Below are 22,716 nucleotides of genomic sequence, written 5' to 3' on the forward strand. Positions count from 1 at the left end.
CCATCCTGTTTCCAGAATGGGGCGCTTTGCTGTGATCCCGCTGGGATTCGAACCCAGGACCCGTACATTAAAAGTGTACTGCTCTACCAGCTGAGCTACAGAATCGTACTTTGCACCTTGGAAGGGCGTTTCCTTCTTTGGTGGCACAAAAGTACTACCAGCTCCCGAACTACACAACCTTGATTCAAAAAAAAGTATTCTCTTTCGCTCGGCGGCCCCTTTTAATCGGTTTAATCCTCCTGCCGCTCTGGGTATTGGGTGCGAACCCGGCCGCAAAAAAAAATTTGCAGGCTCCAGCCGTCAACCCTGCCGTGAGCCTTCGTCAGGCCGACTCGTTGTTTGCGGCGGGCCGGTTTGAAGCAGCTGCTGCCGGATACCACCGCCAAGTGTGGCGGCAGCGGCAGGTATCGTCCGAGCTATTGCTGAAACTGGCCTATGCGCAGCAGCAGTTGGGGCACTACCCCGCCGCACTTTTATACCTGAGCATGGCGCAGGCTCGGCAGCCGCGGGTGCGCACGTGGCGCCAAATGGCGGCCTTGGCGGCCCAACACCGCCTGGTGGGCTACCCAGCCACTTGGCAGCAGGAGCTGCGCGTACAGGCGCACCGCTATTATTACCCCGGGCTACAGGCGCTGCTGGGCGGCGCCATTGTGGGAGCCGTGTGGCTGCTGTGGCGCCGGGCGGGCCGCGCCGCCTGGCTGGGCTATGCGGCCTACGTGGCCCTGCTCGCAGCCTATTTGCAATGGTTGCGGCCCGTGCCTACGGGGCTGGTGGCCCGTGCGGGGGCGGCCCTGATGGCGGGGCCCAGCGCCGGCGCGGCCTGGCTGAGCACCGCGGCCACCGGCGACCGCCTGCCCGTGCTGGGCCGACAAGACATTTGGTACCGGGTGGAATGGCAGCGCAAGGTGGCCTTTGTGCGGGCTGCCGACCTGCTGGTGGTGGAATAACCCGCCAACGCGCATAGCCGGTGCCCAGGGTTGGCCCGGCGCCGGTACTTTTGTGCCATGTCTGCACCGCTCACCCTCACTGGCCTGTACCTCTACCCCGTTAAATCCCTCGGCGGCTATGCCGTGGCGGAGGCCGACGTGACCCCGCGCGGGCTGCGCCACGACCGCCGCTGGCTGCTGGTGGATGAGCGCAACCGCTTCATGACGCAGCGACAACAGCCCGAGCTGGCGTTGCTGGCCGTGACGCCCGCCTACAATGGCTTCCTGATTTCGCACCGGCAGCGGCCGGAGCTGCTGCCGCTGTTCATTCCGTTTGAGGCAACGCCTGACCGGACGCTGTTTGTGACCGTGTGGGACGACATTCTGTGGGCGTGGCGCGGCACGCCCGAAGCCGATGAGTGGTTCACGGAAGCCGTGGGCCGTCCTTGCCGCTTGGTGTACATGTCGGACATGGTGCGCCGCGATGTAGAGCCGGCCCTCAACCCCGAAGGCCAGTTGGTGAGCTTTGCCGACGGCTACCCCTTTCTGCTGCTGGGCGAAGCGGCCCTGGCCGACCTGAATACCCGCCTATCCCACCCCGTGCCGATGAACCGCTTCCGGCCCAACCTGGTGTTTGGCGGCGGTGCGGCCTACGAGGACGACCAATGGGAGCAGTTCCAAATTGGTGATTTGCCCTTTCGGGCCGTGCGGGGCTGTGGGCGCTGCGTGCTGACGACCATCGACCAAGCCACGGCCCAAAAAAGCCCGGTGGGCGACCCGCTGCGCACCCTGGCTACCTACCGCCAGGCTGAAAACAGCGCCCTGTTCGGCCAGAACGTGACCGGTCCGGGCCACGGCCGCCTGCGCGTGGGCGATGCCCTGACGGTACTCAGCCGCAAATAACCGGCGCGGATTCTGCTATAAGCTCTGCTATAGGCTCCGCTGCAACTCCTGCGCTGGCGGCCGCGTTGTGCTAAGCCCGGCCCTACGCCGGGCTTTTGCATGGAACTGGACTATTTGCTGCATTTCATGGCCGAGCTGGCGGCCAACAACAACACGCCCTGGATGGCCGCCCATCGCCCCGAGTACCAGCGGGCCCGCGCGGCCTGCACGGAGCTGGTGCGACAAGTATTGGCTCGCGTAGCCGCCACCGACCCCGACCTGGCCAACCTCACCACGGGCGACGTGATGTTTCGCCTCCACAAAAACGACCGCGCACACCGCGACCCGGAGCCCTACAAGCGGCGCATGGGCGCCGGCCTCAAGCTGGGCGGGCGGCACGCGCCGCGGGCGGGGTATTTTTTGGCCATTCAGCCCGAAGGCAAGAGCTGGCTGGGGGCGGGCACCTTCCACCCCACCCCCGAGATGCTGGCCGCCATTCGGCAGGAAATCCACTACAACGGCGAGGCCTTCCACCGGCTGCGGCAGGCGCCGGAGCTGCTGCGCTACTTCCCCGAGGGGCTTGACACCACCGGCCCGCAGCTCACCCGGCCGCCGCGCGGCTATGCGGCCGACGACCCAGACCTGGCGTGGCTGCGGCTGAAATCCTTCGGCGCCGGCCGGTTCTATACCGATGCCGAGGTACTGGCGCCTGGGTTTGTAGCCGAGATAGTGGCCGCTATTGCGGCGGCGCGGCCGCTGGTAGATTTCTTTAACGAAGCGCTGCCGGAAGCAGGGAAACAATAATACTCTTGAGCAACGCTCCGGCCCAGCGGAAATCGTTCCGCTGAACCGGAGCGCCGCTCCTGGGTACTCGTTCAGACGACGGCCGAGCGCTTAGAACAGACCGAACAGCGTGGTATTAATCTTGTCGATGATGGTGCCGAGGTCTTCGGGGTTGCGCACGTAGTCGAGTTCGCTCACGTCCACGATGAGGGAGCGACCGGCGGTGTAGGTGCTAATCCACTTCTCGTAGTGCTCGTTGAGGCTTTTGAGGTATTCGATGCTGATGCTGTTTTCGTAGTCGCGGCCGCGCTTCTCAATCTGGCTCACGAGCTTGGGCAGGTCGGCGCGCAGGTAGAGCAGCAGGTCAGGCGGCGCCACCAGGTCAATCATCGACTCGAACAGGGCGTAGTAGTTGTTGTAGTCGCGAGTTTCGAGCAGGCCCGACTCGTGCAGGTTGGCCGCGAAGATGTGGGCGTCTTCATAGATGGTGCGGTCTTGAATGATGCCCCGGCCGGCCTTCTGCAGCTCTTTGATGCGCTGGGTTTGGCGAAAGCGGCCGTTGAGAAAATACACCTGCAGGTGGAACGCCCAGCGGGGCATGTCGTGGTAAAAATCCTTGAGGTAAGGATTGTCGTCCACGTCTTCGAGGAAAACCTCCCAGCGGAAATGCTGGGCCAGTTTGTGGGCCAGCGTGGTTTTACCAGCCCCGATGTTGCCGACGATGGCGATGTGCATGCGCTACGAACGAAAAAGACGAGAGAAAAGCAGAACCCCAAAGGTAGCAGCGGGGCTGTACATCACCTTATCTATTCATCATCGTATATATTTGGGACTACCGGTGAAATGGTTGTAATTTCCTGCCATGCACTTCCCCGCCCCTACCCAACTATTGAGCCTGACGGATGGCCACGGCGCGCCCTTGGCCGAATATTTTTACTACCCCGAGCATGAACTGCTGTACGTGCGCTGGCACGGGCAGCTCACGGGCGCCGAGCTCATCCGCGGGGTGCAGCAAGGAGCGCAGTGGCGCGACAAGCTACATTATTCACTCATTCTCAACGACAAGAGCGACACCGGCGGCGACTGGAGCGACGCCCTGCCTTGGTTGCTCTACGAGTGGCTGCCCCAGGCCCTGAGCGCCGGGGTGCGGGCCATGGCCTACCTGTTTTCGCCCGACCGCGAAAACCAGTTTGCCAGCCACGAGTTCATTGCGGCGCTCAAACCCCACCTGGCCATCGAGCAGTTCGACGACCTGGAAACGGCCATGGCTTGGCTGGTGCAGCAGCGGGCCAACCAGTCGGCCCGGCTGGACTAGTCCAGCTTCTCTTTCACGGTGCGGGCGCTGCGCAGGGTGTGGAACTCGCCTTGGAAACTGCGGATGCGCAGGCGCTCTTCGAGGGGCAGGTCGGTGCGCACTTGCTCGTAGCGCTGGTTGAGGCGGGCGAGGACCTGCGCGGCGGCTTCCCACTGCTGGGCGTTCCACTGGCGGCGCTCGTCGCGGGTGGTGGCAATAAACCGCTCGTAGAGGTCGGGCAGTTGGTCGGCCGTGGTTTGGGCCAGGTTCACGTCAGAGTTGAGAAAGTGCTGCTGCACGGGGTCGGAAGCAGACTGGCGGCGCGCGGCAGAGGCCGCGCGGGCCTGGGCGGGCAGGCTGCTGGTGGGGCGCGAGCCAGTGAGTTCGCCGCGCTTCAACAATTCTTCCTGCGTCGCGTTTTGGGCCTGGCCGGCGAAAGGCAGGGCGGCAACGAACAGAAAAAAGAGGGAGGCAGATTTCATGGTGAGGCGAAAAAGGTGGTGCAATGGGCGGTTTTAACGCAAGGAGCGCGCCAACCGTATGAAACGGGCGGCCGGTTTCGGTTTTTTCGCCGCAATTTCGTGTTTTGCCGCTTATGACTTCTGACGCCCAACTCGCGCCGCCGCGCATCGAGCCCGCTACGCTCCAGGACATTCCCACCATCATCGGCCTGGCCGAAGCCACCTGGGAGCCCACCTACCGCTTCATCATCTCGCGCGAGCAGATTGAGTACATGTACCGCGTCATCTACACGCCAGCCTCGCTGAAGCGGCAGATGGCCGAGCAGCACCACTCTTTCCTGCTGGCGTATGTCGACGGCGAGCCGGCGGGCTTTGCGTCGTTCAGCCCGCTGCCGGCCGAGGAGGACGGCCACAACGGCTACAAACTGCACAAGATTTACGTGCTGCCCACCCGCCAGGGCCAGGGCCTGGGCGTGCACCTCATTGAGGCGGTGGAAAACGCCGCCCGCGCCGCCGGCGGCCAGTTCCTGGACCTGAACGTGAACCGCTACAACCCCGCCATCTCCTTCTACGAGCGGCGCGGCTTTGCGCGGCAGCGCGAGGTGGACGTGCCCATCGGGCCCTACTTCATGAACGATTACATCATGCGCAAGACGCTATAATTTACCTTTTTCAACCAACAACCCATGGCCACCAAACTCACCGTCCTTTCCAATGGCTCCCTCCGCGTGGAGGGCGAAGACATCGAACTCGTCGACGCGCAGGGCACCCCCTACGGCCTCGGCGGCCGCCAGCGCATCAGCATCTGCCGCTGCGGGCTCTCAAAGCAGAAGCCTTTTTGCGACGGCTCGCACAAAGGCCATTTCGAGCACGACGCCACCGCGTTCGACCTGCCCGCGCCCAAGCCGGTTGTGTAGCCCACCGCCTCCAGCAAAAAGCCCGCTGACCTATTTGGCCAGCGGGCTTTTTCGTTTTTGCGAAAGCCCCTACTCCACCACCAAGCGCTGCGATACCTGGCCGCAACGCAACACGTACACCCCGGCGGGCAGGCCGCGCAGGTCCAGCACAGCCTCGGCCCCGGCCGGGGCTGGGTAGCAACGCGCCACCCGGCCCAGCGCGTCGGTCAGCGTCAGGGACTGGCGGGGGGCGCCGGCGGACAGGCGCAGCGTGGCTGTGCCGTGGGCTGGGTTGGGGAACAGAGCCGCGAAACCAGCTTGCGCCGCGCCGCGGGCAGCTAGCGGGACGCTGGGGTCGTAGATGCCGAAGCGGGACATGACCTTGCTGCCATCGGCAACGCCGGTGAAGGCCCCGCCGACGTACACCTTGCCGCTGACTCCCACGGTCAGGGCGGTAACGTTACCGTCGAGGCCGGTGCCGAGTGGGCCCCAAGTAGTGCCGTCCCAGTGCGCGGCGCGGGCCGCCGCCACCCCGTCGAATTGCGTGAAATTGCCGCCCACGTACACGTCGCCGTTGCCGGTTAGTCTGAGCGCGGAGACGCTGCCATTCGTGCCGTTGGCGGCGCCCGTGCCGATGGGCGCCCAGGCGGTGCCGTTCCAGCGGGCCACGCGGTTGGCCGGCGCCCCGCCGGCCTGCGTGAAGCCGCCGCCCGCGTACACATCGCCGTTGGCGGCCACGGCCAGCGCATTCACGGTGGCGTCGATGCCGTTGGCCGGGCCCACCCCCAGGCTGCTCCAGGCCGTGCCGTTCCACCGGGCCACGTGGTTGGCGATGGTGCCGTTGGCCAGGCTGAAACTGCCGCCCGCGTACAGGTCCCCGTTGCTGGCCAGGGCCAGCGCGCTCACGCTGCCGTCGAAGCCGGTGGCGAAGGCCGCGCCCAGCGTGCTCCAAGCAGTGCCGTTCCACTTTGCGATGAAGGCAGCAGCCACATTCCCGGCCTGGGTGAACGTACCGCCGACGTACAGGTCGCCGTTGGGGGCCAGGGCCAGGGCATTCACGGCGTTGTTGACGCCGCTGGCGGCGCCGGAGCCCAAGCTGCTCCAAGCCGTGCCGTTCCACCGGGCCACGTAGCTGATGGCGGCGGAGCCGATTTGCGTGAAGGCGCCGCCGATGTACACGTCGCCGTTGGCGGCCACCGCCACGGCCCGGATGGTGTTGTTGACCGCGCCGGTGCCCACAGCGCTCCAAGTGGTGCCGTTCCAGCGGGCCAACCCGTTCACCACGGCGCTGCCGGCCATGCGGAGGTCGCCGGCCGCATACACGTCGCCGTTGGAGGCCGTCGTCAGCGCATAAATCGCGGGATTATAGGTAATGCCGAACACGCCGTTCAGGCCGGTGTTCACGGTGTTCCAGGCCGTGCCGTTCCACCGGAGCAGGTAGTAGGCGGCGGCCCCGGCAATGGAGTTGGCGCTGGTGCTGGCAGCGTACAGGTCGCCGTTGCCGGCCACGGCCAGCGCATTTACCGTGGTGCCGATGGCGTTGGCGGGGGGCGTGCCCACGGCGCTCCAGGCCGTGCCGTTCCAGCGGGCTACCCGGCTCACGGTGGTGCCTCCGGCCTGCGTGAAATTGCCGGCGATGTACAAGTCGCCATTGGCGGCCAGGGCCAGCGTTTCAACGGCCGCGCCCCCGTTGGTGGTACCCGTGCCCAAAGAGGTCCAGCCGGCACCGTCCCACCGGGCCACGTTGCCGGCGGGGGCGCCGCCCGCCTGCGTGAAGAAACCGCCCACGTACAGGTTGCCGTTGGGGGCCACGGCCAGGGCGTAAATGCCACCGTTGGTCCCGTTGGCCGTGCCCGCGCCCAGGGAGGTCCAAGCGGTGCCGTTCCAGCGCGCCACGTTGTTGGCCGGTAAGCCGCCGGCCTCGGCAAAATTACCGCCCGCGTACACGTCGCCATTCGGAGCCACGGCCAGCGCGGTAACGGGGCGCCCGCCCCCACTGCCCAAGCTGATGCCGGCGCCGAGGGCGCTCCAGACGGTGCCGTTCCAGCGGGCCACGTTGTTGACCGGCAGGCCCCCGGCCTGGGTAATGGTGCCGCCCACGTACAAATCGCCGTTCGGGGCCACCACCAGGGCGGTGGCAAAGCCGTCGAGGTCGCTGGCGGCGCCGGTGCCCAGGCGGCTCCAAGCGGTGCCGTTCCACCGGGCCAGGCCGTTGGCCGGCACGCCCCCGGCCTGACTGAACAGACCGCTCGCGTACACGTCGCCGTTCGGGGCCACGGCCAGCACCAGCACTTCGCGGTCGGTGCCGTTGGCCGCGCCCGTGCCCAGGGGGCTCCAGGCCGTGCCGTTCCAGCGGGCCACGTAGTTGGCCGCGATGTCACCAATTAGCCGGAACGCGCCCCCCACGTAGATGTCGTTGCCGGACCGCACCACGGTGTTGATGCGCCGCTCGGCGCCGTTCAGGCCCAGGCCATCTTGCCACCGCTCGTCCCCGGTCCCGGCCACGCCCGCGGGCCGAAACACGGGCCGCCCGTCGGAGGCGGTGCGCATCCGAAACTGGCGGGCGTCGAACGAACCGGCTGCTCCGGGTTTTAGGGTGCCGTCGGGGTTGAGGGCCGCGGCCAGCGAGGGCGTGGCGGCCCGCGCCAGGGCGGAAAGGCTCAGGGCGAACAGCAGCAGGAAGTAGCGTAACGGGTGTTTCATGCCGCGGCCAGAAGCAAATACTCTGCCTGAAATCCCGCACCGAAGCCGGTCCCCCACTCCACCACTAGGCACCGGGACACCTGCCCGCAGCGCAGCACGTACACCCCGGCGGGCAGCCCGCGCAAGTCCAGCACGGCCTCGGCGGCGGCCGGGGCAGGGTACTGCCGCACCGGGTGGCCAGCGGCGGTGTTAGTTTAGTTATCAGGCAAGTCCTACGCCTTTTTCAGGCCCGCTTTCGGGCCGTGACTGGCGTGTACGATGACGCGAGCTTTTTTGTACTGAGCCACCGGTTCGGGCAACTCGTCCACGAGGCTGGGCAGGCGCACGGCCAGCGAACGATTCCTCTGCCTACCCGGCGGCCGGCTTGGCGCCGGGGGCCAGCATCACCCACAGGTGCAGGCGCACGAGGTCGCCCATCGAGTCGCAGGCGTCGAACGCCTGGGTGTGGTGGTAGCGGTTGAGCTCGGTTTTGAGCTGTTCCACCTTGTCCGGCGGGGCCAGTTCGTGGGAGCGCATCACATCGAGCAGGGACTTGAGGCGGTGGCGCTCGGCGCGGGCGCGGCCGGCCATGAGGGCGCGCTCTTCGGTTTGGTACTGGCGCACGGTTTCGGGCTTGAGCAGGGCGGCGCACATGGCCACCACCGGGGCGTTGTCTTTGAAGGAGCGCGGCAAATACATGCTCCGGCGCCCCTCGTAGCTCTGCTGGTCGAAGTCGATGGCCCGCACCCGGTACTGCTCGTCCTCGAAGTCGGGCGTAACGGCGATGACGTAGTTGTAGGCGCGCATGTCGCCCAGCAGCCGCACGAAGCAGCGCTCGTTGAACTTCACAAACTCCTTGGCGATGCGCACCTGATTGAGGTGGGGCTGCGTGAGGTGCCGGGCAATGAAATCGTCGCCGGGAATGCCCACGATGTGCTCTTCAATCAGCGTGTCGCCGCTCACCAAGAAGTTGATGGAATTCGGCGAGAGCAAGTGCTCCAGTTCCAGGCCGTATAGGCGCGAGGCGTCGGCCTGCTTCACGTAGAAGTAGTCGTAGTTGTCGTTGAAGCGGTTCACGATGCGCACCCGAAACGGCTGCGAGTTGCCGAACTCGCAGTAGTCGATGCGGTCGGCCACGAGGTGTTGCGTGAACGACATATCTCCCGCCGTTTTCAGCTGCGCGTACACCTCGGTGAGGCCCCGGCTGAGGTCCTGCATTTCGGGGCCTTCGAAATAGACTGTTTGCCAGAGCGTGTCCTTGCCGGTGCGGTCCAGCAGCGGGAAGGAGTTGCTGAAGCGGCGCAGGTCGGCGTAGGCCACGGGCAGGGCCACGTCGCGGTCGTAGTCGCGCAGGTACTCGCGCAGGGCCTGGGTGAGCGGGTACGAAGGCTTTTTGCGGGAGATGTCCATGGCGGGGGTTGTGGGAGATGAAAAAAGAACGTCACGCACCTCTTGCGCCCGCGCAGCCGAAACATCTCTACCGCATTAGCACCTAATTACTAGCACGGTAGAGCTGCTTCGGCTGCGCAGACGCAAGAGGTGCATGACGTGCTGACGGTGTGCGTTACGCTTATCCGGCCAGCTCGTTCACCAGCTCCACGTATTGCTGGCGGGCGGCGTCTTTGCTGGTGCCGCGCAGGCCGTTCCAGGCGTCGTATTTGGCAATGGCTTTGAAGTCGAAGCCGCCGGGGCGGTCGCCGCTGATGTCGCCTTCGGTGGCTTGCTTGTAGAGGGCGTAGAGCTGCAGCAGCACCATGTTGGAGGGCTTGCTGGGCAGCTGCTGGGCGCGCTGGCTGGCGGCGTCAAATTCTTCTTGCGTGGTCATGGTTGGGGGTTGGTTTGCGGTGGATTTGAAGTAAGGCGGCCGGGTGTACCTTGGCAGCTCATTCACACAAACGTATGACGCGCCACTCTATTCACACACTCGCCACGGCCGTTTTTCTGCTGGCCACCGCCCCCGCTTTTGCCCAAAAAACCTACTTGCACTGCGGCAAGCTGCTGGACGTGCGAAGCGGCAAGATGCTGAGCCAGCAAACGATTGTGGTAGAAAAAGACCGAATTGTGGCCATTCAAAGCGGCTACACCGCGGCGGGCGGCGCGCAGGATAAAATCATCAACCTCGAAAACCGCACCGTGCTGCCTGGCTTCATCGACTGCCACGTGCACCTGGAATTTCAATCGAGCCGCAACACCTTCCGCGAGGGCTACACCCTCAACCCCGCCGACATCGCCTTTCGGGCCCAAGGACACGCCCTGACCACGCTGCGCGCCGGCTTTACCACCGTGCGCGACTGCGGCGGCACGGGCGTGAACACCAGCCTGCGCAACGCTGTGGCGCAGGGGCTGGTGCCTGGCCCGCGCATCTTTTCGGCCGGAATGCCCATTTCGGCCACCGGCGGGCACATGGATGAAACCGATGGCTTGAACGAGGACCAGATTCAGAAAGCCGGCCACCCGATAAACCTCGCCAACGGCCCCGACCAGTGCCGCCAGGCCGTGCGCGAGCAGTTCAAGCGCGGCGCCGACCTCATCAAAATTGCCAGCACCGGCGGCGTGCTCGACCTGAGCAAAGACGGCACCGGCGCCCAGTACACGGAGGAAGAAATAAGGGCCGTGGTGCAAACGGCCAAAGATTTGGGCCTGCCCGTGGCTTGCCACGCCCACGGGGCCGAGGGCATCAAGCGGGCCGTGCGGGCCGGCGTGACCAGCATCGACCACGGCTCGCTGATGGACGACGAAGCCATCAAGCTCATGGCCAAAACCAGGACCTGGTACGTGCCCACGCTCATCGCCGGCAAGTCGGTGGCCGACACCACGCGCACGCACCCCGGCTACTTTCCGCCCGTCATCGCCGCCAAGGCGCTGAACGTGGGCACCAAGATGCAGGGCACCTTTGCGCGGGCTTACAAAGCCGGCGTGCGCGTGGCCTTTGGCACCGACGCCGGCGTGTACCGCCACGGCCAGAACGCCAAGGAGTTCGGTTACATGACAGAGGCCGGCATGCCGCCGCTGGAAGCCATTCGGGCGGCCACACTGAACGCCGCCCAGCTGCTGGGCGAGCCCGACGACCTGGGCGCGCTGGAAGCCGGCAAATACGCCGACATCGTGGCCGTGGCCGGCGACCCGCTGCAAGACGTGGCGGTGCTGACGCAGCCCACCTTTGTGATGAAAGCCGGCGTGACGTACCGCCAGGAATAGCGCGCCCGCGGCGGCCATTCAAGCTCAACCTGCCTTATTTTTAGGCCTTAAGCGGTAGGCGCTAATAAGCTGGGCCGCAACCCCGGCAGCCGGCGGGGGCGTATGCGGTGGCCAAGCCCCACCTGTTTGCGCCATGAAAAAACCCGACGTCGAAGCCCTCGTTCAGCAGTTTCTCAAACACAAGCTCACCCTGGCCCTGGCCGAAAGCTGCACCTGCGGCCTGGCGGCGGCGCAGCTGGCCCCGGCCACGGGCGTGAGCGAAGTGTTGCTGGGCTCGGTGGTGACGTACCACACCGAGGCCAAGCAGAAGCTGCTGGGCGTGAAAAAGGAAACCCTGGCCACCTATTCGGCCGAGAGCCAGCAAACCACCAACGAAATGGCCCTGGGCCTGCAGAAGCACCTGCCGGCCGCCGACGTGCACGTGGCCGTGACGGGCCTGTGCGGCGACGGCGCCTCGGCCACGCCCGACAAGCCGGTGGGCACCACCTTCGTAACCATCTTACTGGACGGCCACGCCCACGAGTACCGGGCCGAGCTGACCGGGACCGCCGATGAGCTGCGCCAGCAGGCGGCTTCCCTCATCTACGAGAAGCTGATGGACCTGCTGGAGCGCCGGCAAGTGGCGGCCGTGGCCGCCCAGCCCAGCAGCACCCGCCCGGGCCGAAAGGCCAGCACCGCTGCTTAGCGCCCGCCCGCTTCGCGGTAGAGACGGGTGACGCGGAACAGCCCGGTTTTGCGGTCGAAGTCGGTCAGGCTTTGGTCGGGCCGGATTTTGCTTAGCGAAGACACAAAAATGGGGTTGCTGGCCCCGTAGGCCTCGCGCAGGTAGCGGGCCGTGAGCGGAAAAATGAGTCCGGTGAGGCCGCGGCTGAAAAAGTAGCGCGGAGCCGAGTACGGCCCCATGGCGTTGGCGCCGGGCGTGAGCACGGCCGGGCCGCTGCCGCCCCCGCCCCCCGGCACAACGCTGCTGGTGTAGATGGCCAGGGTGTCGGCGGCTTCGAGCTGAAACTCGCCGCCTTGGTAGAGCCGGCGCGTACGGCCCTTGCTCGACACATAGCCCCACACGCTGTCGGGGGCCACGCGCAACTTTTCGGTACGGGAGCCGCGCGGCACCACCACCACTACCATGCCGTGCTTGTCGGGGTAAAATGCATCGACGCCGGCCGGTGCGGGCTGGCGGCGGTGGTAGGCGGCAGCCGTGCGGTAGGCGCCCGGCGGAATAGCAAACGCCTGGGCACTGACCGGCCCGGCCAACAACGCCCCCACAACAACCAACGACCAGCGAGCAAACGACATAAGCAAAAGGGAAAAAGCGGCAACTGAGCCGCTAAAGATACACGGCCGCGAAGGCCGGGGGCTCCCAGCCTGCCCCTGCAAAAGGGCTAAATTTCCGAAGGACGGCAAATGTCCCGGGCATTGCCGAACTTTGGGCAGGGCCAGTGTGTCCGGTCCTCGCATCTTTCCATTTTTCATGAAAAAAACCATCCTGCCGCTGCTGCTTGCGGCCCTCATGCTTGCCCACGGCACTGCCGGCGCCTGGGGTTTTTTCGGCCACCGCACCATCACGCAGGTGGCGGTATACGAGTTGCCGTCGTCGCTGCAAGCCTTCTATTACCGGCACATGGGCGACCTGGTGCGCCAGAGCACTGCGCCCGATGAGCGCCGCAACGACGACCCCACCGAGGCGCCCAAGCACTACATCGACATGGACCACTACTCCGAAGACAACCCCTTCGGCAAGATGCCCCGGCAATACGACAAGGCAGCGGAAAAATTCAAGCCCGACACGCTCAAGAAGTATGGCACCGTGCCGTGGGTGGTGATGGAAGTGAAGGACAACCTCACCGAAGCTTTCCGCCAGCGCGACACCACGGCCATTATCAAGTATTCGGCCGAGCTGAGCCACTACGTGGGCGACGCCTTTGTGCCGCTGCACACCACCATCAACTACGACGGCCAGCTCACCGACCAGAAGGGCCTGCACAGCCTCTGGGAAAGCCAGCTGCCCGAGCGGTTCATCAACGACTACAAGCTGGTGGGTGAGCCGGCCAAGTACGTGAAGGACCCGCTGGCGGCCATCTGGGAGGTTATTCAGCAGAGCTACGGCTTCTTGGGTGAGACGTTTGACCGGGCCACCAAGATTGAGAAAACCATGAAGCCCGACGTGCGCTTCACGTTCTCGCACCGCTACGGCAAAACCTCGCGCCGCTATTCCGATGCCTTTGCCGATGCCTACGAGAAGGAAGTGGGCGGCATGGTGGACTACCGCCTCAAGGGCGCGCCCACGCTGGTGTCGTCGCTGTGGCTCACGGCCTGGCAAGACGCCGGCAAGCCCGACCTGAACGCGCTGATGACGCCCAGCAAGCCCACCAAAGAAGAAAAGGAGAAGCTCAGCACCGAGCTCTCGGCCTGGAAGAAAAACACCCTGGCTCAGGACCAGCTGCTGCTGGCCCAGCAGAAGGTGAAAAAGGTAGAAACCGCCGACGAAATCAAGTCGGCCAAGGAAATGGCCGAACCGGCCGCCACCGAAGCGCCCGACGGCGTACCCGCCTCAGCGCCGGCCGCTGCCCCCGCCCCCACGCCAGCCACCGACAAGGTGAAGGTAAAAACCAAAGGCAAAGACGGCAGCGAAAAAGTGAAGCTGAAGGGCGAGTAGCCTCGGCAAGGCTATGCCGTGACGAGGTGCTCACGAGCTAAGGCCGGCCTTTACGCGCAGAGAAGCGGCGCAGCAATCGCAGAACGTTCTGCGATTGCTGCGCCGCTTATTTTTGTACGCTAAGTGGGCCCCAAAACCGCCGGAAGCGTATTTTCGGCCATGAACCGCTTCCTCTTTGCCGGGCTGGTGTTGCTGGCCGCCTGCAACCAAACGCCGCCTCCCACGGCCGCGCCCCAAGCCAAGCCCGCTGTGCCCGGCCCCGACCTGGCCACCCTCGCCGATAGCACCGCTCCCGCCGCCCTGCTAGCCTACGGCCGCCAATACCCGGGCTCCGAAGTGCTGATAAAGACGCGGCTGGGCAACATCCGGGTGAAGCTCTACGACGACACGCCCATGCACAAGGCCAACTTTCTGCTGCTGGCCCGCAAGGGCGTGTTCGACGAAACCATGTTCAACCGCGTGGTGAAGGATTTTGCCGTGCAGGGCGGCCAGACCTACAACGCCCGCACCATTCGGCTAAAGCGCTACCGCCTGCCGCCCGAGTTCCGGGCCGAGCATTTCCACCGCAAGGGCGCCCTGGGCATGGCCCGCTACGACGACGAGCAGAACCCCGGCCACCTGTCGTCCAACACCGATTTTTACTTTGTGGTGGGCGAAAAGATGGCGCCGTTTCAGTCGCAGGCCATGGCCGGCCGCAAGCTCACGCCCGCCCAAGTAAAAGCATACGCCACGGTGGGCGGCGTGCCCTCGCTCGACGGCAAATACACGGTTTTTGGCGAAGTCATCGAAGGACAGGACGTGGTGGACAAAATTGCCAACGAGCCCGTGGAGTCGGATAAATGGCCAGTGACGGACATTCCGATGAAAGTGGAAGTGCTGAAATAGCCCCGCCCACGGCCGGAGCTAGTGCCAAGGCTCTTCGGCCAAAAAGGCTTCGAGCAGGGGCACCAAGTCGGCGGTGTGCTCGGGCAGCGTGGACGGCACAAACTGCGAAAACTGCGCCGGCTCCAAGCTGCGAAAGCCCATCGACCAGTCGGAAAACGCCCGGGCCTGCACCGGCCCATCGGCCAGCTTGGTCACGCTGCGGTGGCGGAAGTCGGCCGCGATGGTGTCGTAGAGAGCGTGCACCACTGTGGCTTCGCCTTCCAACACCTGCAAAATGTGGCCTTCGCTGTGCAGCAGCACGCCCGTCACGGCCAGGTGCGCATTTTTCCGGCGCCAGGCGTCTAGCTGCTGCTGGAGTTCGGTTTCGGAAAGGGCCACACCAGCGGTACTAGTGTAAACAAGTTGGTGCATGGTAGGGGCGTAAGGAGGGTCCAAAACTATGTGTATTCGTACGCTCTTGCAACCTCGACTGTAAGGCTCACTTTACCAAATAAAAAGGCCCGCCCCCAGGGGGAGCGGACCTTCTCGTATCAGGCGCGAAAACAGTTCTTCGTGCGAGATTCAGGTACAGCGTTGCAAAGAGCTTACCAGATTTTCGCGCGGTTCGATGCCGAGCGCACCATTTTGTCGCCGTCTTTGCACTGGAAGGCCTTGTGAAACTCCGGGAAGTTCTGCAGCGGCCCGATGGTGCGGTAGTGGCCCGGCGAGTGCGGGTCGGTTTGCACTTGCTGGCGCAGGGCCTCGGGGCGCTGGTTCACACGCCAGATTTGGGCGTAGCTCAGGAAGAAGCGCTGCTCGGGCGTGAAGCCGTCAATCAGCTTGCCGGCTTTGGCCTGGGGCGTCTTCATAAAGGCCTGGTAGGCGATGGTCAGCCCGCCGAGGTCGGCCAGGTTTTCGCCCATGGTCAGCTTGCCGTTCACGTGCACCGAGTCCAGCGGCGTGAAGGCGTCGTACTGCTTGCCCACCACGTCGGCCTTAGCCGTGAATTTCTCACCATCTTCTTTGGTCCACCAGTCGCGCAGGTTGCCTTCCGAGTCCACTTTGCGGCCCTGGTCGTCGAAGCCGTGGGTCATTTCGTGGCCAATCACGGCGCCGATGCCGCCGTAGTTCACCGCATCATCCGCTTTGGGGTCGTAGAAGGGCGGCTGCAGGATGCCAGCCGGGAACACAATCTCGTTGAGCGAGGGGTTGTAGTAGGCATTCACCGTGGGCGGGGTCATGCCCCACACGGTGCGGTCCACGGGCTGGCCAAACTTGCTCAGGTTGTCCATGGTGTAGAATTCGGACACCGCAAACAGGTTATTCAGGGCGCTTTCGCGGCTGACGGTCAGCTTGGAATAGTCTTTCCACTTGTCGGGGTAACCAATTTTCACCACGAAGGCATTCAGCTTTTTCAGGGCTTCGGCTTTGGTGGCTGGGCTCATCCACTCGGTGGCCTGAATGCGCTCGGCGTAGGCCTGACGCATGTTTTCCACCATGGCCTTGGCGCGGGCCTTGGCGGCGGGGCTGAAGTCCTGGTCCACATAAATCTGGCCGAAGGCTTCACCCAGCGCACCGTCGGTGGCGGCGAAGGCGCGCTTCCAGCGGGCCTGGGGCACCTTGGCGCCCGTGAGCACCTGCGTGAGGCGGAAGCTCTCGTCCACGTAAGCCTTGGGCAGCGCCGACGTCACGCCTTCCACCAGGTGGAAGCGCAGGTACTGCTTCTGGTCGGCAATGGGCTCTTCCTTAATCATCACGTTGGCCTCCTTCAGGTAGTCGGGCTGGCCCACGATGATTTCCTTGGCGCCGCTCAGGCCGCTTTCTTTCAAACGCAGCGGAATGTTGAGGTTGGGGTAGGCCGCGGCCACCTGGTCCACAGTCATCTTGTTGTAGTTGCTTTCGCGGTCGCGCAGGGCCACCCGGTCGCGGCTGGCTTTGGCCATGCGCGTTTCGATGCGCGTCACGGCATCGGCGTTGCGCTCGGCGGTGGCCTGGTCGTCGCCCAGCAGCTTGAAGGTGTTCACCTGGTAGGTGCGATAGGCGGCCCGAATGGCTTTCGAGCGGGCGTCGTCTTTCAGGTAGTAGTCGCGGTCGGGCAGGGTGAGGCCACCCTGGCGCATCTGCACGGCATACACGTTGCTGTTTTTAGCGTCCTGGCCCACGGCCAGGCCGTACCAGCCCTTGCCGTAGTTTTTGGGGTCGGCGAGGTAGCGCTGCACCCCGGCCACGTCCTGAATGGCGTTAATCTTGTCGAGGCGCGGCTGCAGGTATTTCAGGCCCGCCTTTTCCACGGCCACGCTGTCCATGGCAGCGGCGTAGAAGTCGCCCACTTTCTGGGCGTTCGAGCCGGGCTTGGCGGTGCGGTCGGCTGCTACTTTTTCCAGAATGCCGCGCACCACGTCGCGGTTGCGGTTGCGCAGCTGGTTGAAACCGCCCCAGCTGGTTTCGGACAGCGGAATGGGGTTGTTCTTCATCCAAGTGCCGTTGGCGTACTGGAAGAAGTCGTCGCAGGGCGACACCGAGCGGTCCAGGTTGGCCAAGGTGATGCCCACGCCCGACTGGCCCGTGGTGTTCACCGTCGTTTTGGTCTTGCCCGCGCTGCTGCTCTTGGTTTTAATCTTGGTTTGGGCCTGGGCAGCGCCAGCCGCCAGCCCCAGCACCGCTGCCGACAAAGCCGCGCGCCGCAAAAAAGAAAATTGGGTCATATTGAAAAGATTTGAGCGAAACGTTAGGAAGTGCAAGTTACAACGCCCATTTGGGCTTAAGAAATTCAAAAAAAGAAAAGAAAGAATGAAAGATTAGCAACAGTCGCCAATTCCTTCCTTCTTTCTTTTCGCATGCCAATCAAGCGTTCAGCTTACCAGATTTTGGAACGGTCGGCTTGGGCGCGCATCATCTTGTTGCCGTCCTGGCAGCCGAAGGCTTTGTAAAACTCCGGCATGTTCATGAGCGGGCCGTTGGTGCGGAATTGCGCTGGCGAGTGCGGGTCGACCTGCACCTGCTGACGCAGGAACTCGGGCCGCGCGTTGGTGCGCCAAATCTGGGCGTAGGCCAGGAAGAAGCGCTGCTCGGGCGTGAAGCCGTCAATCAGCTTGCCGGCTTTGGCCTGGGGCGTCTTCATAAAGGCCTGGTAGGCGATGGTCAGCCCGCCGAGGTCGGCCAGGTTTTCGCCCATGGTCAGCTTGCCGTTCACGTGCACCGAGTCCAGCGGCGTGAAGGCGTCGTACTGCTTGCCCACCACGGCCGCCTTGGCGTTGAATTTGTCGGCGTCCTCTTTGGTCCACCAGTCCTTCAGATTGCCTTCGGCGTCGTATTGGCGGCCCTGGTCGTCGAAGCCGTGGGTCATTTCGTGGCCGATGACGGCGCCGATGCCGCCGTAGTTCACCGCGTCGTCGGCCTTGGGGTCGTAGAAGGGCGGCTGCAGGATGCCAGCCGGGAACACAATCTCGTTCATCGGCGGGTTGTAATAGGCGTTCACCGTGGGCGGGGTCATTTCCCACTCGTTGCGGTCAATCGGCTTGCCGAAGTGCTTGATTTGGTCTTCGTTGGCCCACTCGCGGGCGGCCAGCATGTTTTTCAGGTAGCTCTCGCGCGTGATGGTCAGGCTCGAATAGTCCTTCCATTTGTCGGGGTAGCCGATTTTTACCACGAAAGCATTCAGTTTTTTCAGGGCCTCCTTCTTGGTGGCTTCGCTCATCCAGTCGGTGGCCTTGATGCGCTCGGCGTAGGCCACGCGCAGGTTCTCAATCATCTGCTTGGCACGGGCCTTGGCCGCGGGCGAGAAAGCTTTGTCCACGTAGAGCTGGCCGAAAGCTTCGCCCAGGGCGCCGTCGGTGGCGCCCAGCATGCGCTTCCAGCGGGGCTGCTGCTTTTTGGCGCCGCTCAGCGTTTGCGAAAACTTAAAGTATTCGTCGCCAAACGCCTTGGGCAAGGCCGGCACCACGCTGCTCACCAAGTGGAAGCGCAGGTACTGCTTCTGGTCGGCGATGGGCTCGTCCTTCAGCATGTTGCTCACTTCTTTTAGGAACTCGGGCTGGCCCACGATGACCTCCTTGGCGGCGCCCAGGCCGCTTTCTTTCAGCGTGAGCGGCAAGGCGAGGTTGGGGAAGGCGCCGTCGGCCTGGGCCAGCGTCATCTTATTGTAGTTGGCGTAGGGGTCGCGCAGGTCCACGCGGCTCTTGCTGGCCTTGGCCAGGCGCGTTTCGATGCGCTGTACGGCGGCGGCGTTGGTTTTGGCCGTGGCCTCGTTGTCGCCCAGCATTTTGAAGGTGTTCACGAGGTAGGTCTCGTAAGCCGTGCGGATGCTCTTGGAGCGAGGGTCGTCCTTGAGGTAGTAATCACGGTCGGGCAGCGAGAGGCCGCCTTGGTACATCTGCACCGCGTATTGCGTGCTGATTTTCTGGTCCTGGCCCACGCCCGAGCTGTACCACACGCTGCCCACGTGGGCTTTGGGGTCGGCCAGCAGGCGCTGCATCTCGCCCAGGTCCTTCACGGCCGCGATGCGGTTGAGGTGGGGCTGCAGGTATTTCAGGCCGGCGGCCTCAATGGCGGCCGAGTCCATGGCGGAGGCGTAGTAGTCGCCTACTTTTTGCGCGTTCGAGCCTTTGGGGGCCTTGGCGGCGTTCTTGGCGGCATCGTTGAGGATGGCGCGCAGGGTGGCGTTGTTGTGGTCGGCCAGTTCGTTGAAGGAGCCCCAACGCGACTCGGCGGCCGGAATGGGGTTGTTTTTGAGCCAGTTGCCCGACGCGTAGTGGAAGAAGTCCTCGCAGGGCTTCACCGAGGGGTCGATGTTGGCGATGTTGACGCCGACGCCTTTTTGCGCCGCAGCGGGTTTGGCGGTTTGGGCCGAAGCGCTGGTGGCCATCAGGCTGCCGAGCCCGAGCACGGCCAGACCAATGCGCCGCGCAACAGAAGTTGAAATCATGAAAAAAGTGTTGGAATGGGAAATGATGCCGTGAAGGTACAGACGGCCCTGCATCCGGAACGCTGCACCGCCGCAGAGAAAAAGCAGCCTGCCGGGCCCGGCACCGCCCAAAACACGCCCCCGTGCCATAGCCCATCCACACCGCCGCCCGTAACTTGCGCCAATGCCGCTCTACAACCGCCGCCCCGAGCTTCCATCCTTGCTGCCGCCGCCCCCGCTGGGACTGGCCGACCTGCTGGCCCGCGTGCGCCAGGCCCTGCAGCAGCAGTTGGCCGACTCCTATTGGGTGGTGGCCGAAGTGGCCGAGCTCACCGCGCCGCGCTTTGCCGGCGCGCACTGCTACCTCACCCTCACCGAACAAACCACCGACGGCCGCGGCACGCCCCTCAAAGCTCAGGCCCGCGCCACTCTCTGGAGCCAGCGCTTCCAACAGATAGCCCCGGCTTTTGAGCGGCACACCGGTCAGCCCCTGCGCCCCGGCCTGAAGCTGCTGCTGCGCGTGCAGGTGCGCTTCCATGAGCAGTACGGCCTCAGCCTTGACGTGCTGGCCATCGACCCGAGCTACACCGTGGGCGAGTTGGCCCTGCAGCGGCTGCGCACCCTGCGCCAGCTGGAAGAAAAAGGCTTGCTGGAACGCCAGAAGCTCCTGGCGCTGCCTTTGGCGCCGCAGCGCCTAGCCGTCGTCTCCTCCCCCACTGCGGCCGGCTTCCAGGATTTTGTGCAGCAACTGGACGAGGCGCCCTACGATTTTGCCCTCACGCTATTCCCGGCCACGATGCAGGGCGACGACGCCCCAGCCAGCATTCGCGCCGCGCTGGACGGCGTGCGCGCCCGCCGCCGCCAGTTCGACGCCGTGGTCATTATTCGAGGCGGCGGCAGCCGCACCGATTTGCTGGCGTTTGACGAATATGGCCTGGCGGCGGCAGTGGGGGCGTTTCCGCTACCCGTGCTCACGGGCATCGGGCACGAGCGCGACGAAGCCGTGGTGGACCTGGCCGCTCACCGCGCCCTAAAAACGCCCACCGCCGTGGCCGCTTTTCTGGTGGAGCGCCTAGCCCGCCTCGAAGCCGCCTTGCTGGGCTACGGCGAGCAGGTGGCTGCCCTGGCACGCCGCCAGCTCAGCCAGCGCCACGCCCGCCTCGACCAGCTTAGCGGGCGCAGCCGCTACGCCGCCCACCGCCAGCTCGATGCCGCCCGCGACGCCTTGCGCGAGCGCGCCCGCCAGGCCACGCTCAGCCCCCGCGAGCAGCTGCGTCAACTGGGCCTGGGCCTGGAACGCTACCGGCATCAGTTGCCGCGCGCCGCGCGCCGGCGGCTGGCCCGCGAGCAGCGCGGCCTGCGCCGGCGCGGCCGGGCCCTGCTGAGCCGCTTCATTCGCCACCACCGGCGCCGGCGCGAAGACGTGCTGCGCCGCCGCTTCCGGCTGCAGCTCACCCTGGAGCGCCACCTGCACCGCGCCGAGCTGCGGCTGGCCCGCGCGGCTGCCGTGCAGGAATACCTGGCCGGGCCTTCACAGCCCGCTCATTCCCAATCGTAATTATTGCCACCCCATGACGTATCGCGAAGCCATTGAAGAACTAGAAACCATATTGCGGGCCCTGGAAACAGACGCCGTGGATGTAGACGACCTCACCGCGCGGGTCGAGCGCTCGGCAGAGCTTATCCGGCTGTGCCGGCACAAGCTGCGACACGCCGAGGCGTCGCTCGACCGCGTGTTTGACACGCTGGACGAAGAAGACGATTCTGACGAATTGGCTGACGACGAAGAGGTTGAAGACGAAGAAGAACCAGAAGCGGACGACGACGACGACGACGAACACGACCATTTGCCCGGCGGCCCCGGTCGGGCGTGGTAAAGATTTTTTAATCCAAATATTGTTTGACGTCGCCACCGCCTATATTTGGCCTATCCATCCAACCCAAACTTTTTTTTATTACATTTTTTACCCCCTTTTATGGCATTTGACGGCAACGAAGGCAGTCCCATTACCGAAGCTCGCGCAACCGAGTTAACCAAAAACTACCGTGAAGCAAATCCCGGCCAGGTGCAATCCTACTTCTTGGGCCGCAAAATCATCGAAACCCTGCTGGGGCAGGGCGGCATGGGCATTCGCATCTATTACGGCCTCGACAGCGGTGTGCCGCAATTGCTGGCCGTAGGGGCCGATGCCAACGAGAACGACCAGTTGGGCGACGGCTTCATCATTGCCGACGAAGGCGTAGGTGGCCCGCCGCGCTCCGGCCAGTCCAACTTCCTGAACAGCTAACCGTTTTGTCCTAGTTTGCCCTACCCGGCCCGATGCTTACCAAAGAACAACTCCTTGTACTGACCGATTCGCTGATGCTGGTAATGCAAGCCAGCATCGTGGTGCCTATGGTGGTGGTCTGGACGCGGCGCAAGCATTTTTCGCCCGTGGTGAAGCTGCTGAGCAACTATGTGTACATCTCGGCCTTCTTCGTGGTAGCCATAAAGGTTTTGTTCCCGGCGTTCCTGCCCACCAATCTTTGGCTGATTGCCGGGTTCAACTGCAGCAAGGTGGTTCTGTTTTGGGCCGTTTACCGCCAGGTGCTGCACTCGGCGGTGCAGCGTCGGGCGCTTGGCATTGCCACCTTGGTGATGGTGCTGAGCACCGCAGCCGTGTACTGGCACGAAAGTATATTGGGGGTGGCCTATGGCCGCATCATGCAGTGTGCCCTGCTGGCCGCTGCCGCCATGGCGTATTTGGAGCAAACAATGAGCTACACGCCCACGCAACGCATGTGGCACGACGCGCTTTGGCTGCTCAGCGTGGGGCAACTGGTCTATTCGGCTGGTACGGTCACGGCCTTCAGCCAGGAGTACCTTTCGGTCACCATTTACGACCAAAACTGGAAGTTCATCATTGTGGCCCTGGTGGGGATGGTCTTCAATTGGTTTCTCACCCTGGCCTTTTTGCGAGCGAAGCGGGAGGAGGCCGCCGTTCCGCACACGACTGGCCCCCAAATGGCCACTTACTAGCGGCTGACCCGCTCCCGGCAACCCGCCCGCCAACGGTTGCGCTACAACTCCGGCGCTTGTGCTCCTGCCTTTGCTCATCATAAGCAGCTTTTTTTTTACTTCTTTGTGCCATCGCCCCCGGGGGCTTCCATGTGAATAGCCTTTTACCGTTG

Annotated in this window: 23 protein-coding genes and 1 tRNA gene; 14 read left to right on the forward strand and 10 right to left on the reverse strand. The window is 64.3% G+C overall.

The genetic code is table 11. The features are described 5' to 3' along the window. Positions 1-32: 32 nt before the first annotated feature. Positions 33-105: transfer RNA gene (locus tag JAO73_RS03900), tRNA-Lys, on the reverse strand. 206 nt (positions 106-311) lie between these two features. Here JAO73_RS03900 and JAO73_RS03905 point away from each other — a divergent pair. From JAO73_RS03905 to JAO73_RS03915, 3 genes are all read left to right on the forward strand, one after another. Further along, complete coding sequence (locus JAO73_RS03905; RefSeq protein WP_198975857.1) at positions 312-947, forward strand: hypothetical protein; 636 nt, start codon at positions 312-314, stop codon at positions 945-947. 57 nt (positions 948-1,004) lie between these two features. Next, positions 1,005-1,829 carry an MOSC domain-containing protein gene (locus JAO73_RS03910; protein WP_198975858.1) on the forward strand — a complete coding sequence of 275 codons (825 nt, stop codon included), beginning with the start codon at positions 1,005-1,007 and terminating at the stop codon, positions 1,827-1,829. A 99-nt stretch (positions 1,830-1,928) separates the two neighbouring features. Then, the gene (locus JAO73_RS03915) at positions 1,929-2,612 is read left to right on the forward strand and encodes a DUF2461 domain-containing protein (RefSeq protein WP_198975859.1); all 684 of its coding nucleotides are present in this window, start codon (positions 1,929-1,931) and stop codon (positions 2,610-2,612) included. 90 nt (positions 2,613-2,702) lie between these two features. Here JAO73_RS03915 and JAO73_RS03920 read toward each other — a convergent pair whose 3' ends face one another. After that, complete coding sequence (locus JAO73_RS03920) at positions 2,703-3,326, reverse strand: deoxynucleoside kinase (RefSeq protein WP_198975860.1); 624 nt, start codon at positions 3,324-3,326, stop codon at positions 2,703-2,705. Between the two features lie 127 nt (positions 3,327-3,453). On the opposite strand from JAO73_RS03920, the gene JAO73_RS03925 reads away from it, so the two are divergent. Continuing rightward, positions 3,454-3,906, forward strand: coding sequence for a hypothetical protein (locus JAO73_RS03925; RefSeq protein ID WP_198975861.1), 453 nt, complete (start codon positions 3,454-3,456; stop codon positions 3,904-3,906). Here JAO73_RS03925 and JAO73_RS03930 read toward each other — a convergent pair. After that, complete coding sequence (locus JAO73_RS03930; RefSeq protein ID WP_198975862.1) at positions 3,903-4,367, reverse strand: hypothetical protein; 465 nt, start codon at positions 4,365-4,367, stop codon at positions 3,903-3,905. The two genes, JAO73_RS03925 and JAO73_RS03930, sit on opposite strands and share 4 nt — an antisense overlap. Before the next feature lie 113 nt (positions 4,368-4,480). On the opposite strand from JAO73_RS03930, the gene JAO73_RS03935 reads away from it, so the two are divergent. Both JAO73_RS03935 and JAO73_RS03940 read left to right on the forward strand, forming a co-directional pair. After that, complete coding sequence (locus JAO73_RS03935) at positions 4,481-5,008, forward strand: GNAT family N-acetyltransferase (RefSeq protein ID WP_190923195.1); 528 nt, start codon at positions 4,481-4,483, stop codon at positions 5,006-5,008. Positions 5,009-5,032: 24 nt separating this feature from the next. Then, positions 5,033-5,263 (forward strand): CDGSH iron-sulfur domain-containing protein, encoded by a 231-nt coding sequence (locus JAO73_RS03940; RefSeq protein WP_198975863.1) that lies wholly within the window; start codon positions 5,033-5,035, stop codon positions 5,261-5,263. Between the two features lie 69 nt (positions 5,264-5,332). On the opposite strand, the gene JAO73_RS03945 is transcribed toward JAO73_RS03940, so the two are convergent. The 3 genes from JAO73_RS03945 to JAO73_RS03955 all read right to left on the reverse strand — a co-directional run bounded on the left by JAO73_RS03945 (position 5,333) and on the right by JAO73_RS03955 (position 9,749). After that, positions 5,333-7,945: a T9SS type A sorting domain-containing protein gene (locus JAO73_RS03945; protein ID WP_198975864.1), complete on the reverse strand. Its 2,613-nt coding sequence runs from the start codon at positions 7,943-7,945 to the stop codon at positions 5,333-5,335. Positions 7,946-8,293: 348 nt separating this feature from the next. Beyond that, on the reverse strand, positions 8,294-9,334 hold the full coding sequence (locus JAO73_RS03950) for a hypothetical protein (RefSeq protein WP_198975865.1): 1,041 nt from the start codon (positions 9,332-9,334) through the stop codon (positions 8,294-8,296). A gap of 160 nt (positions 9,335-9,494) precedes the next feature. Next, positions 9,495-9,749, reverse strand: a complete 255-nt coding sequence (locus tag JAO73_RS03955; protein WP_198975866.1) for an acyl-CoA-binding protein — start codon at positions 9,747-9,749, stop codon at positions 9,495-9,497. Between the two features lie 74 nt (positions 9,750-9,823). Here JAO73_RS03955 and JAO73_RS03960 point away from each other — a divergent pair, with 74 nt between their 5' ends. Both JAO73_RS03960 and JAO73_RS03965 read left to right on the forward strand, forming a co-directional pair. Beyond that, positions 9,824-11,122, forward strand: a complete 1,299-nt coding sequence (locus JAO73_RS03960; protein ID WP_198975867.1) for a metal-dependent hydrolase family protein — start codon at positions 9,824-9,826, stop codon at positions 11,120-11,122. Positions 11,123-11,255: 133 nt separating this feature from the next. Beyond that, positions 11,256-11,807: a CinA family protein gene (locus tag JAO73_RS03965; protein WP_198975868.1), complete on the forward strand. Its 552-nt coding sequence runs from the start codon at positions 11,256-11,258 to the stop codon at positions 11,805-11,807. Here JAO73_RS03965 and JAO73_RS03970 read toward each other — a convergent pair. Continuing rightward, entirely contained in the window at positions 11,804-12,418 is a 615-nt protein-coding gene (locus JAO73_RS03970; RefSeq protein ID WP_198975869.1) for a hypothetical protein, read from the reverse strand. The genes JAO73_RS03965 and JAO73_RS03970 overlap by 4 nt on opposite strands. A 175-nt stretch (positions 12,419-12,593) precedes the next feature. On the opposite strand from JAO73_RS03970, the gene JAO73_RS03975 reads away from it, so the two are divergent. Together JAO73_RS03975 and JAO73_RS03980 are read left to right on the forward strand one after the other, a co-directional pair. Then, complete coding sequence (locus tag JAO73_RS03975) at positions 12,594-13,778, forward strand: zinc dependent phospholipase C family protein (protein ID WP_198975870.1); 1,185 nt, start codon at positions 12,594-12,596, stop codon at positions 13,776-13,778. 159 nt (positions 13,779-13,937) lie between these two features. Then, entirely contained in the window at positions 13,938-14,663 is a 726-nt protein-coding gene (locus JAO73_RS03980; protein WP_198975871.1) for a peptidylprolyl isomerase, read from the forward strand. 18 nt (positions 14,664-14,681) lie between these two features. On the opposite strand, the gene JAO73_RS03985 is transcribed toward JAO73_RS03980, so the two are convergent. The 3 genes from JAO73_RS03985 to JAO73_RS03995 form a co-directional block, all read right to left on the reverse strand. Further along, positions 14,682-15,074, reverse strand: coding sequence for a BLUF domain-containing protein (locus tag JAO73_RS03985; protein WP_198975872.1), 393 nt, complete (start codon positions 15,072-15,074; stop codon positions 14,682-14,684). Positions 15,075-15,247: 173 nt separating this feature from the next. Further along, complete coding sequence (locus JAO73_RS03990; RefSeq protein WP_198975873.1) at positions 15,248-17,347, reverse strand: M13 family metallopeptidase; 2,100 nt, start codon at positions 17,345-17,347, stop codon at positions 15,248-15,250. 152 nt (positions 17,348-17,499) lie between these two features. Continuing rightward, positions 17,500-19,566, reverse strand: a complete 2,067-nt coding sequence (locus JAO73_RS03995) for a M13 family metallopeptidase (RefSeq protein ID WP_198975874.1) — start codon at positions 19,564-19,566, stop codon at positions 17,500-17,502. Positions 19,567-19,729: 163 nt separating this feature from the next. On the opposite strand from JAO73_RS03995, the gene xseA reads away from it, so the two are divergent. The 4 genes from xseA to JAO73_RS04015 all read left to right on the forward strand — a co-directional run bounded on the left by xseA (position 19,730) and on the right by JAO73_RS04015 (position 22,564). Next, on the forward strand, positions 19,730-21,103 hold the full coding sequence (gene xseA, locus JAO73_RS04000; protein WP_198975875.1) for an exodeoxyribonuclease VII large subunit: 1,374 nt from the start codon (positions 19,730-19,732) through the stop codon (positions 21,101-21,103). A gap of 13 nt (positions 21,104-21,116) precedes the next feature. Further along, positions 21,117-21,422, forward strand: a complete 306-nt coding sequence (xseB, locus tag JAO73_RS04005) for an exodeoxyribonuclease VII small subunit (RefSeq protein ID WP_198975876.1) — start codon at positions 21,117-21,119, stop codon at positions 21,420-21,422. A gap of 189 nt (positions 21,423-21,611) precedes the next feature. Further along, entirely contained in the window at positions 21,612-21,833 is a 222-nt protein-coding gene (locus tag JAO73_RS04010) for a hypothetical protein (protein ID WP_198975877.1), read from the forward strand. 32 nt (positions 21,834-21,865) lie between these two features. Further along, positions 21,866-22,564 carry a hypothetical protein gene (locus tag JAO73_RS04015; RefSeq protein ID WP_198975878.1) on the forward strand — a complete coding sequence of 233 codons (699 nt, stop codon included), beginning with the start codon at positions 21,866-21,868 and terminating at the stop codon, positions 22,562-22,564. The last annotated feature ends 152 nt before the right edge of the window (positions 22,565-22,716 follow it).

This window comes from Hymenobacter miniatus (assembly GCF_016427455.1).
Lineage (GTDB): Bacteria > Bacteroidota > Bacteroidia > Cytophagales > Hymenobacteraceae > Hymenobacter > Hymenobacter armeniacus.